The sequence below is a fragment of the Alistipes sp. AF14-19 genome, from assembly GCF_003461645.1.
In the GTDB taxonomy this organism is placed as follows: Bacteria; Bacteroidota; Bacteroidia; order Bacteroidales; family Rikenellaceae; genus Alistipes; species Alistipes shahii.
In genome coordinates, this window is record NZ_QTXM01000007.1 from 124,092 (window position 1) to 135,968 (window position 11,877).

At 56.5% G+C, this 11,877-nt stretch carries 10 protein-coding genes; all 10 read left to right on the plus strand.

Going from position 1 to position 11,877, the window contains the following annotated elements:
* Positions 1-48: 48 nt before the first annotated feature.
* A complete protein-coding gene (locus tag DWW03_RS08175; protein ID WP_026314685.1) occupies positions 49-729 on the plus strand; it encodes a hypothetical protein in 681 nt (226 codons plus the stop codon).
* Complete coding sequence (locus tag DWW03_RS08180) at positions 722-1,654, plus strand: hypothetical protein (protein WP_018665656.1); 933 nt, start codon at positions 722-724, stop codon at positions 1,652-1,654. Before DWW03_RS08175 ends, DWW03_RS08180 begins: the two co-directional genes overlap by 8 nt.
* Entirely contained in the window at positions 1,651-2,544 is an 894-nt protein-coding gene (locus DWW03_RS08185; protein WP_117677915.1) for a hypothetical protein, read from the plus strand. The genes DWW03_RS08180 and DWW03_RS08185 overlap by 4 nt, the downstream gene beginning before the upstream one ends.
* Positions 2,534-3,100, plus strand: coding sequence for a hypothetical protein (locus tag DWW03_RS08190; protein ID WP_008860779.1), 567 nt, complete (start codon positions 2,534-2,536; stop codon positions 3,098-3,100). The genes DWW03_RS08185 and DWW03_RS08190 overlap by 11 nt, the downstream gene beginning before the upstream one ends.
* Entirely contained in the window at positions 3,097-5,679 is a 2,583-nt protein-coding gene (locus DWW03_RS08195; RefSeq protein WP_117677914.1) for a hypothetical protein, read from the plus strand. Before DWW03_RS08190 ends, DWW03_RS08195 begins: the two co-directional genes overlap by 4 nt.
* Before the next feature lie 114 nt (positions 5,680-5,793).
* Positions 5,794-6,288, plus strand: a complete 495-nt coding sequence (locus DWW03_RS08200; RefSeq protein ID WP_117677913.1) for a hypothetical protein — start codon at positions 5,794-5,796, stop codon at positions 6,286-6,288.
* A 281-nt stretch (positions 6,289-6,569) separates the two neighbouring features.
* Positions 6,570-7,829 carry a hypothetical protein gene (locus DWW03_RS08205; protein ID WP_117677912.1) on the plus strand — a complete coding sequence of 420 codons (1,260 nt, stop codon included), beginning with the start codon at positions 6,570-6,572 and terminating at the stop codon, positions 7,827-7,829.
* A 74-nt stretch (positions 7,830-7,903) separates the two neighbouring features.
* Positions 7,904-8,971: an exonuclease SbcCD subunit D gene (locus tag DWW03_RS08210; protein ID WP_117677911.1), complete on the plus strand. Its 1,068-nt coding sequence runs from the start codon at positions 7,904-7,906 to the stop codon at positions 8,969-8,971.
* Positions 8,959-11,283: an AAA family ATPase gene (locus tag DWW03_RS08215; protein WP_117677910.1), complete on the plus strand. Its 2,325-nt coding sequence runs from the start codon at positions 8,959-8,961 to the stop codon at positions 11,281-11,283. The genes DWW03_RS08210 and DWW03_RS08215 overlap by 13 nt, the downstream gene beginning before the upstream one ends.
* Entirely contained in the window at positions 11,258-11,743 is a 486-nt protein-coding gene (locus tag DWW03_RS08220; RefSeq protein WP_117677909.1) for a crossover junction endodeoxyribonuclease RuvC, read from the plus strand. The genes DWW03_RS08215 and DWW03_RS08220 overlap by 26 nt, the downstream gene beginning before the upstream one ends.
* Positions 11,744-11,877 lie beyond the last annotated feature (134 nt).

An 11,877-nucleotide genomic window follows, 5' to 3' on the forward strand; every position in this document is an offset into this window, starting at 1 on the left:
TGCGGCCGGGATTTTTATATCAACACCATGGCCAGAGAGGATATCATAATGGATGCCGAATACGGGGAAGTGGAAATGTCCGGACGGGTTGCCGGAAAGACTTTCCATAACTTCCGCCTGCTTGACAGCGTGGAAGATGCCGACAATGCGGACTTCCGCCACGGGGAGATAACCGTACCGGCGGACTTCCTCTCATCGTATAGCGATGCAAAAGGTATTCATATCCGTATTCCCTATACGCCCGACAACCGGTTATTGACGGTACGGATTGCCATGGAAAGCGGGTCCGGCGGCGTGGAATATGTGCGTTGCGCAGCCACCAGCAAATGCTGGTTTCCTGTCATGCAGGAATATGGTGACGGGACGAGGCAGGCGGTGACCCTGCCTTCGCTCTATGCCTTGAATGAAGACGGCCTCTATAACCTGCTGATCAGGGAAGACTGCCTGGTTGTCTACAGCGGCGAGGAGACGGACTTCGGGATCGGAGCCTCCAAGATGCAGAACGGGACATTCCTGCTCAAGGCCGTGGCCGGCAATCTCTACCAGCATCCGACTACCGGTGTGGGGCTGATAGACTTCCTGCACTCCAACATGGAGAACAACGGTCTGGCTGCCAAACTGCAGGCGGAGTTTGGTGCGGACAAGGTCGTCATCAAGAACGCCTATATAGACTCGGCAACGGGAGAACTGTTGCTGGAAACCGAGGAGAAGGAGGACAACCATGGGTAATTACCGAGTCATCACCGGACAAAATATCTATGATGTCGCCCTGCATCTGTACGGGAGCATCGAAGGGATTGTGGACCTGCTTATCAACAATCCGGGTCTTTCACTGGAAACGGAACTCCGCACCGGGCAGGAATTGACCTATACCGACGGATTCATCATCAATGCCGATGTGGTCGCCTATAACGAGATGCACGGCATTGTACCCTCCAACGGTGAACGACATGTCTATCCCAAACATTTCACTTGCCCGCAGACGGCCGTTTTTTCGTTGTCAGCGGCACTTGTGTCCGTGCAGTGCGAGGTTTCCGGAACGGGAACGTTGGAAATCGACTGGGGCGATGATAGTGCAGCGGAAACCGTCATTCTCGGCCATATACCGTACACGCTACACCATACGTTCGACAGCCGTGTGCGCCACAAGCGCAAAATCCGATGGTTTGCCGATGCCTCGTTCCGCCATATCGACTGGAGCGGCATGACCCCTTCGTCCGTCATCCTTCTCCGTGAGCTGCATGTGGAAGAACTGACGCTCCGGGGGTGCACGCTTGCACTGGACGGTTTCCGGATTTTGTCGGGCACTTACCGGATAGACCTGTCCGGAAGCATGGTATCCGACCTCTTGCCGCTCATCGAATGCCGTGGTCTGATGGAACTCGACCTGTCGGAGGTGCGAATCAAACCGACCGTATTGGACAAATACCTGATGGCTATCGTGGAATGCTACGGCAACCGGCGTAACTGCCGGATGACACTGCCTGTTTCCCCGACGGGGACTTACAGGGAGCCGGACCGGGACGAAACGACCGGACGCTACCGTATCATATCGGGTATGGAGGCCATATGGGTCATCCTGCATGAGGAGAGCTGGAACGAGGGCGGAGCCTGGGAGTTTATCATCGACAATAAAACTTATACAGTGGAATGAGCCGTACGATCAAGGAAATATACAACGAGGCCGTTGCGGAACGCAACCAGAGGCTGGAGCTGGCAGAGTTTGCCAGCGACTCCAAACTGTCCGTCATGAACGGCATCCTGTGGGTAGTGGCGGCAGCCATATACAGTTTCGAGACCCTGCTGGATGTCTTCGCGGTGGATATTTCCGAAGCCATCAACGGGCGTATCAACGGTACGCCTGCCTATTATGCCAACGCCCTGCTGCAGTACCAGCAGGGAGACGAACTGACGGTGCGGGAAGACGGGCTGGCGTTCGGCTATCCGAATGTCGACGAAACCAAACGCATCATCACACAGGTATCGTATGTGGAGAGTACCGATGACCGGAACCTGGACAGCAAGCTGATCCTGAAAGTAGCTACCGGCACGAAAGGCAACCTTTCCGCCATACCGCCTGAAGACCTGGTACCCATCAATGCCTATATCGGCAAGTTGAAGTTTGCCGGAACACGGGTGGAGGTCATCTCCACCAAGGGCGATGTGCTGATACCGCGCCTGACGGTCTTCCATGACGGGGCCGTACCTGAATCCGAGGTATATGACGCCATCGAGGAGCAGCTGAACGCCTATATGATGGAAATCGACTTCGATGCCGCCGTCTATGTCTCCCGTCTGACGGATGCCGTACGTCGTGCGGAACATGTGACCGATGTCCATATTGACGAGAATGCGGTACCCGAACAGGGAATCTTCATAGCCAGCCACGATACCGACGGCCATATCCGGCCCCCGCAGCGTGTCGCCCGCATGACCCATACCGCATCGGGATACCTGAAAGAATCATCCGGCAAGGACGAGGAGGCCGGCCTGCCCAACTTCCGTGAGGCCATCATCCTGAAAATAGAAAACCATGAGGTATAAGTTATCCATAGACCGCACCGTAAACCGCCTTGTCCCGCACTATCTGTCGGGACGGAAATTCATCCTGTTCGTGCAGAGCTGCCTCTACCCGCTGCAACGCACCAACGAGTGGTTCCGCAGTTTCACGAGGGAACGGCACATCGAGGCGCGCATGACCTCACAGGTCATCTATTTCGAGTGGTTCCTGAACTACCGGTTCGGTAAATACATCAAGGACGGCAAGGACCGCATCTTCATCAAGGACAGCACGAGTGTCGGTGTGGACCTGTACCACGAAGGGGCGGAATACCAGCGTCCTTTCACCGTATGGTACAACGGGGAACAGGTTACAACGGACAATGAGGCGGAACGCCCCCGTCCGTTCTACCTGCTGGCGGAAGAGAAGCTGATCAACAAGGTCAGCTTCATGGTCTGCGTCCCGCCCGTCACCATACCTCCGCGGGAACTGGTCTATATGCTTTCCTATGTGGTGAACACCTATAAGACAGCAGGCAAGACCTACCTGATCAAGATCGACGAAGACGAATACACCCCCAATAAGAATACAGGACAATGAAAGAATATATTGCGGAAACCGGCGGACGGTATACCTACTCGGACGATATCCTGAACTTGCAGGAACTGGCTCTCAGCATGAGTGCCGTTTTTGACGGCTGCTCGGACTTCATCATCTCCGGATGCGAGATCGAGGGTCCCCGCGTCTCCCCGGGTTATGTCTGGCTCGGCGGAAAGGTACGCCGTTTCGACGGCTGCGCCGATGCTGTCTATCCCTATTATATATACGAAATCAACCGGCATGAATCGGTGGTCTACGCCAATGAGGTCAACAAGCGCGGGCGTACCTGTTATCTCTGTGCCGGAGCCAAGGCTGTCCCGGATACGGTCGATCCGGTTACTGACAAACTGCCGGCGGCCATCGAGGTGACGGAGAGCTATGCACCCCGGTTCATCGACAAGTTCTTCGGCCGCTATGCTGTCCTGCTCGATACACCTTTTGCCCGGCAGACCGTCAAGAAGGATCTGGTGCTGGCCGGAACGTTCACCGGGCAGAAAGAAATCAGCTCCAAGACCGCCGTCTCCGTCAGCGGCGGGAACGGCTACATGCTCAAAGGCATCGTCAAGGCGGACGGCCATGCCGCCATCGGTGCCTACCTGCACGGTCTGCTTGTCAACGAGATTGTCATCCGGACGGACGGCACGTTCAGTTTCATGAAACAAGGCAAGGAACTGGCCAGGGTTACGGAAGACGGCATATCCTGCGGTACTTCGCTGAATGAAAACGCCCGGATCGGGGCTGTCCGCATCAAGGGATACGACATCTATAACACCTCGGATGTGACGGATGAGGGTTGTATCCGTATCAATTACCACGGCACGGAGGGCGGCGGAACAAAATACCGTGACTTTGCCGTGCATGACGGAAAAGCCTGCACCACACCTGTTTTGAAAGTCATCGGGCGTACCGCCACCCTGCAGGTCGGCGGACTGCTCTCCCTGCAAAGCACCGGACGGGGTATCGATATTCAGAATACCGCCTATACGAAAGACAATGCCAGGCTGACAAACCTGATTACCTGGCGCGACAGTGCCGCCGCGCTGCTCGCCACCGTCGGCTTCGACACCGCTGACAGTTTCCGTTTTGCGCTGAGGAACGCTCTGGGCGACATCGTGCTTGCCCCTTTGGGAGCGGTGGATGTGCTCGGTACGCTTAAAATCAACGGAAAATCCGTGTCCGACACCTATGTGACCGTCAGGGCCTTTACGGAGGCGATGGGAAAGAAAGTGGATGTGGTAGAAGGCAAACAGCTCTCTACCGAAGACTTCACGACCGAATACAGGAAGAAACTGGCGGCTATCACTACCGGAGAACTGACGGAGGGCGGCGAAGGTTATGTCACATCGGGAACCGTCGCGGCGGCTTTGAAAATGAAACTCTCCGCCGACGGGAACCTTTCCGATGTCATGGACAAGGCTGCCGCCCGGAAGAATATCGATGTCTATTCCAAAGCGGAAGCCGGGGAGGTATTTCTGGAAATCTCCGAAGGATTGAAGGAGCTGGTGCGCCTGACGGCGGACGAGATCAGCGGGCTGACGGCAGAGGAAGCCGCCGAACTGAAAGCAAAGCGGCAGGCGGCCGTCAGGGATACCCTCGATGCCGAAAAGAAAGGTACCGGGGAGCTGAAACTGGCCAAGACCTCGAACCTGTCCGACCTTCCGGACAAGGGCAAGGCACGCAAGAACCTCGAAGTCTATTCCACGGCCGAGATAGACCGGATGATGGACGGCAAGCTCGGGACTGACTCCGCTTACGAGGGCATTGTCTTCACACCCGAACTCAGGGACAAACTGCTGGAAATCAAGACCGGTTCGTTCGCCTACATAGATGAAGGTGGCATTTCGCACGCGCAGGTCGAGGGATACGTGATGACCTCGCAGGTTGTCAGGGAACTCAAGAAAAAGGCGGAACGGCTGATGGGCGGCTACAACGCTTCCGAAAAGGATACCATCGCTACCAACCTGAACCTGTATACCAAGGTCGGGGCGGACGCCCGCTTCGCCGCGCTTGAAAACCTGTTCCAGGATTACATCGACTTTTTGACCGGGCAAGGAAAATCCCCCATGGAAGCCCGGCAGCTCCTGCGGAACAAGTTGGACGTGCTGTCCAAAGACGAAATCGTCAAGGACTACCTGCGCAAGGACGGCAAACTTTCCGACCTGTCCTTGCCGACAGCGGAGGCGAAACGGCAGGCCTGCCGCGCTATCGGTGCCGCCTATGCGGAAGAATACCAGCCCCTGCTGGCGGATACAGGATGGATACGGATGGAAAACAGCGGCTCGGGAACAGATACCCAGGGGCTGTTTGTCCGCCAGATCGGGAATATCGTGTCCATACAGGGGTATATCAATACCGCACGCAGGGACGGCAGCAACTGGGGCGGCATCGTGGCCGTCATCCCGAACAAGATACAGCCCCCGAGATACAGCGTGCGCTGCAGCGCCGCTGACTGGAACGATGACCACAAGTACAACCGGGGCTCCTCGTTCACCATCTACGGCGGTTCGCGCAGGATACAGCTTTACGAGCGCGGTATGTACAATGTCAATGTAGAACTCAACTTCACCTATTTTGTATAGTCATGAAACATAAACTCAATGTAAACGGCGATATCGAAAGCCGACGGAGGATTGCGGAGCGCAGGAACGCTCCCGTCCGTGAAACCGTACAGCAAACCATTCAACCGCAACATCATGAAACAGAAGAAAATCAGGCGGCAGCCGCAGAAGAAACCGTCTCCCCGGCAGCAGAAGCCCCGAAAGCGAGAAGACGGAAGACCGCAGGGGACGCTTAAGCGCTTTCCTTTCGACGAGACACGGATAGGCTTCATGCTCCGGTATGAGATGCCGGTAGTCTATCATCTGCTCCGCAGGTTATGCGCCACGCAGCAGCCCTTCGAGCCGGACTGGCAGGTCATACGGTCGGTGGCGGAGGCATCGAAAGACCCTTCCTGCGGCAAGGCGAAGTTCCGCCGCTACCTGGACGAGTACCGCCGGGACGGGGTCTATTGCCGACGCGGGAAACGGCTCACGCCGGGGCGCAAAGCCTACTATGAAGGCATATGCCGCCGCAAGAGAGAAGAGTATATCCGCCGGAACCGCAGAAGGTTGCTTGCCGAAGCGCGGAACGCGCCGGGCGGCGACAGACTGCTCGGGGAGATTAAAAGCATTCTTAAAATGAAACGGTAATGCGTTGAAGGACAATACCGGTGACAAACATTCATGTACATGTATGGCTGTTCCGGGTGATTTGCCTAATTTTGTATTCCACGGTCGCTGCAAGACCTTTCCATATTATCAAATGAGTATCCTCTTTCGGGATACGGTCAGCGAGACATCCTCTCCCAGTTTTATCAGTTGAACGCGGACGGTGCAACCGAACCCGTCCGTCCTGTTACCAGTTTCTTTGCGATGCGGGTATGCCGTGTCGCATTCTTCGGGCATTTTTAAATCCATAAAACAAAGCGTTTATGCAAGAAGAAGAAAAGAACAACGGCATGGAAGGCATGTCTGTCGAGGAAATGTTCCTCGGCGTTCAGGAATCTTATCAGGAGGCACAGTTGCGTGCCCAGGAGGAGAACAGGGCTTTCGCCCGTACGGAGTTCTTCCGCATGGACAAGTTCGGGACTTACCGTCTCCGTATCCTGCCCATCGCTCCCAATCCGGACGGCTCGCCGACACGTCCGGGCTATGAGTATCCCGTCCACCAGCTGCTTCTGGAGCTGGAGAAACCCGCTACGGGGAACAAGCCCCAGAAGATGTATGTCACTGTCACCCGCGCTACCGATGCCGGATATAGCGTTGATCCCATCGAGACCTACCGCCGCATGGCCGTCGAAGCCGCAAAAGAGGACGGGGACGACAAACTGGCGGAAAAGATTGCCGGGGGCTCGTTCGGAGGCGGTCTGAAATACAGTTATGGCCACTGTCTCTATGTATTCGACCTGGGTGAACGTGCCAAAGGCGTGCAGATGATGACCCTTTCCCATGCCCAGTTTAAGGACCTGGATGAGAGGAAGTTCAAGCTGTGGAGCAAGAAACTGGCCAAGAATCCGTCTTACCCGTGCCCGGTTTCCTCGGTGTATGACGCCTATCCGGTGGAGATTGAAAAGCGCAAGAACGGAGCCAAGACCGAGTATGTCATTTCCATTGACAACGAATCGGAACCGGTACCGTTGACCAAGGAGGAGCTGACCGCCCTGATGGGTGCGCCGCGTATCCCGGAAATCATCTACCGCTACACCCGTTATCATCTGGGAGCCACCGTCGAGTTCCTCAAACAGTGCGACGGCATCTACGGCATGTCGCTCATGGAGACGGATGAAATGAAGACGGTCATCGACACGCTGGACGGTGAACTGCCCAAGGAGGACACATCCGCGTTCTCGTTCGACCGCCGTACGAAAGATAACAGGGAAAACGGGCGTGAAGGCGGAGGCATCTCGCTGGACGACCTTTTCGAACGTTATGACGAGCTTCAGCGGCAGGAACTCGGTGACAAGACCGAGGAGGGCCAGGAGCTGCGTGCGATGATCCGCGGCTACATCGAGCAGGAAGGACTCTCCGTGCGTGTCACACGCTCCACGAGCAACCGTGAACTGCTCGACCTGATCGAAAGCGAGATGGAGGGTCCGAAGCCCGGTGACGAACCGGAGGATGCCCCCGGGGAGGAAGAAGAGCAGCCGGAGGAAACGGAAGAGCGTGCCGGGCGTCCCCGCCGCCGCAGATAAGCCTTTCACAAGTTCTTGAATTCTAATCCGACGGGAGGCATCAGGGCCTCCCGTCCTAATCACAATCGCTTAGTATGAAAGAGAACAAACCCTGCCTTTTGTTATTGAATGACATCCACATCTCGAAAGACAACATCCCTGCATTCCAGGCCAACTGGCAGGAGGCCATGGGGATTTGCAGGGAACGGGATATCCGGGAAGTGGTTGTCGGAGGAGACCTGTTCTTTTCCCGTGCCGCCCAGACACTCGATGTCCTGCTGGCCGTCAGGGATATGCTTGTATCCGCCGCGGACCATGGCATCCATGTCACGCTGGCGGAAGGGAACCACGACAAGGTGAACCAGGAATCCCTGCGCGGATATTGTCATGTCTTCGACCGGCATCCGAATGTGACTGTCGTGGATGAGTACCTGACCCTGTGCCGCCCGGAATGGAAGTTCACGCTCCATGTAATGAGCTATTTTCCGGAAGACGGCTCTTTTGCCGAAAGGCTCGGACGATTGGCTGCGGAAGCGCTTTCCGGAAAACCGGAGCACTTCCTCTACATCCATGAGGGTATCAACGGGGCATTGGCACAGCCTTCGGAGAAGGAGCTGCCTGCCAGGATATTCTCTCCTTTCGACAAGGTCTTTGTCGGCCATTACCACAACCGTACCGTCATTCCGGGGACGGGAATCGAATATATCGGTTCCTCGCGCCAGCACAACTTCGGGGAGGACGAGGAGAAAGGATACACGGTGCTGTACACGGACGGCACGCACGAGTTTGTCAAGAACCGCGTGAACATGCGGTACCGTGTCATGGATGTGCCGGCGGAACGTGCCGGGCTGCACCTGATGGACGAGCTGCGTGAAATGGAGGCCGACGGCCGCTACAAGGTCAAGGTGCGTATCCATGCACCTGCCGCCGCGATGAAATCGGTGGACAAGGCCGTCTTGCTGGAAGCCGGAGCGGCGAAGGTGGAACTGGTTGCCGATGACGAGCAGCCGCCGGAAGCGGTATCCTCTTCGCTCTTCGAGAAATTCGACAGCCGCCGCATCCGGGAAACCTACGAGGACTTCTGCCGGGAGAAACAGATCGAGGATGTGTCGATGGGATTGGAGTATTTATCTAAAATAGAAAACAGATCATGTGGAAATTAAAGACGATAGAAGCCGAAAATCTCTGCGCCTTCCGTTCGCTGTCCTACACGCTGCGGCAAGGCGTGACGACATTGATTTTCGGCGATAACCGGGACAATGACTCCCAGCAGTCGAACGGGGCCGGCAAGTCTGCCCTGTTGGAATGCATCGCCGTGGGTATCACGGGCAGCCCGCTTAGAAAGATACGCTCAGAGGAGATTATCAACGATGCGGCGGAAGAATGCCGCGTCGCCTTACATTTCATCAACGATTCCGCCGCCGAGGAACTGCTCGTCAACCGCCGTATCCCGCGCAAGGGGGCCTCCTCTGTCAGCTGCACGCTTTACCGTGGGGGCAGGCAGGTGATGACCGACGAGGCGGTACAACCTTCGGTTGACGCCTATAATCGGTATATTCTTGACAAACTGGGTGTCACACGCGACGAGCTGCTCAACAATTTCATCCTTTCCAAATACCGGTATGAGGATTTCCTCTCGTCATCGGACAAGGAGAAGAAAGAGGTCATCAACCGCTTTTCCAACGGTATCCTGGTGGATGAAGCCATAGCCCAAGTGGAGGAAGACATCGTGCCGCTCTCTGAAAAGAAACGGCAGGTGGAACTGGAACTGGCCGGGTTGGACGGGCGTATCGGGATGTTACAGGAGCAGATACGCAAGGAGGAGGAAGCCGGAGCCGAGCGGGGGCGTACCCGTGTGGAACGTATCATGGGACTGGAAACGGCCATAGCGGCCAAGAGGGAGCAGATCCGTACCGGGCACGAGAACGTGGACAGGCTTGAGGAACAGCTTGCCGGAGTGCAGCGGGCGGACGAGGCTTTGCAGGAACTGGAAGCCGGAGATACCGCATTGGAAGCATGTCTGGAAAAGATAGCGGAAATGATGTCCCTCTTTCCCGATGCCCGGCAGACGGACTGGGACAAGGTCATTGCCGAAAAGAAAGGACGGTTACAGACCGCCACAGAGCGGTTGAAGGATTGCGATGCCGTCTTGAAACAGGCGGAACAGGAACTGAAAAACAGGACTGACGGCTGGGAACAGTTCAAGAAGGAGTATGCCGCATTCTGTGAGGCATACAGGGATCAGTCCGATACGACTGCGGAGAGACTGCGGGAAATCGACATCCGTCTGCGCGACCTGTCCGGCAGCATCGAGGAACTGCGCCATAAACGGCGTATCGTTTCTGCCGGTATTGACGGCCTCTCGAACAAACTGGCCGGCTCCATCACCTGTCCTTTCTGCGGGTATGAGTTTCTGGTGGCAGAACCACAGTTCGACATCAAGGCCGGCATGAAGGAACTGAAGCTCCGTCAACGGCAGCTCACGGAAATCAACGGCCGTATCGATGAGAAGCAGGAGGAGACGGATGCCGTGGAGTTGCAGCAGAACCGGCTGAACCATGAGCGCCGGATATTGGAAGGCAGACGCACCGGATGGGAGGAGCAGCTGGCCGGGCACGAACGGGCCGTCAGGAATGCCACCCGCCACGTGGAAGAGGTGGAAAGCGGGCATAAACGCATCGCTTCCGAAATTACCGCCCTGCAAAGTGAAATCGAAGGTGTCCGCCGCAAGGTATTCGACGAGGTGTTCGGATTCATAGACGAGCGCAATGCCGCACTGAACCGCGGCATACGGGTAGGCAAGGAAGATATACAGGCCGCGGCCTGCGCCATCGACACTTTGCAGGCCACGATCCGGGAGCTGGATGAGGCGGCTTCACCCGACCTCATACAATCGCTCAAGGACACTCTCCGTGAAACGCGCGGAAAGTCTAACGAGGCGGCAGGGCGCAAGACGGCCGTCGATACCCGGGTCCGTGCACTGGAGATACAGCGGGAACGGTTCGTGCAGTTCAAGACCTATCTGGCCAACACGAAAATCGAGGCGCTCAGCCGTATTACCAACGAGTTCCTGCAAAACATCGGCAGCGACATCCGTATCCGCTTCGACGGGTATACCATTCTCAAGAGCGGTAAGGTAAGGGAGAAAATCTCCATCTCGCTGTTGCGCGACGGCATGGACTGCGGCTCGTTCGGCAAGTTCTCGGCAGGCGAAGCCGCCCGTGTGAATTTGGCGACCATCCTTGCCATGCAGAAACTCGTGAACAGCAACTGCGACGGGGACAAAGGACTGGACCTGCTCGTGCTGGACGAGATACTTGAGGCGGTCGATGAAGCGGGGCTGGCCTCCATGTTCGAGGCGCTGAACTCGCTCGGCGGTACCGTGCTGGTCGTCTCGCACGGGAATGTGGCGGAGGGGTATCCGCATAAACTGGTAATCGTGAAAGAGAATGGCGAATCAAGACTCGGAGAATAGCGTACTGACCCGGGAGCAGGTACTGGCGCTGGACATTGCCACGCATACCGGATACTTCTCCCTGCATGAGGCCGGGACATGGAACTTCACCGAAAGCAAACGGCGCAACGGCAACAAGATGCACGGCGCTTTCAGGACTACGCTGCTCTCGCTACTCCGTCGTTACGGCATCCGCCGCGTCGTGGCCGAGGATGTGAGCGTGAACCGCCATTTCTACGACATGCGGCGGCTCTCGGAACTCAGGGGCGTCCTGCTCGAAGTGTGCGATGAACTGGATATCCCGGAACCGGAGTTCGTCAACCCGGCTGTCCTCAAGAAATGGGCGACGGGAGACGGACACGCCACCAAGACGCAGATGGTCGCGGCCTGCAAGGACAGGTACGGTATTGTCCCGGTGGATGACAACGCGGCGGATGCCTGCCACCTCTTCTACTATTACATCCGCAGGCACAGGCTGTGACAAGCCGACAACGGTTTGGATTTTTTTCGGGCGGCGGTAATGCTGCCGCCCGTTTTTTCAATTGACGCTCACGGTAGCTGACAGATTAGGACATGAGATTCATTATCAACCTTTTCAGTCAGTGGAAACGTGGA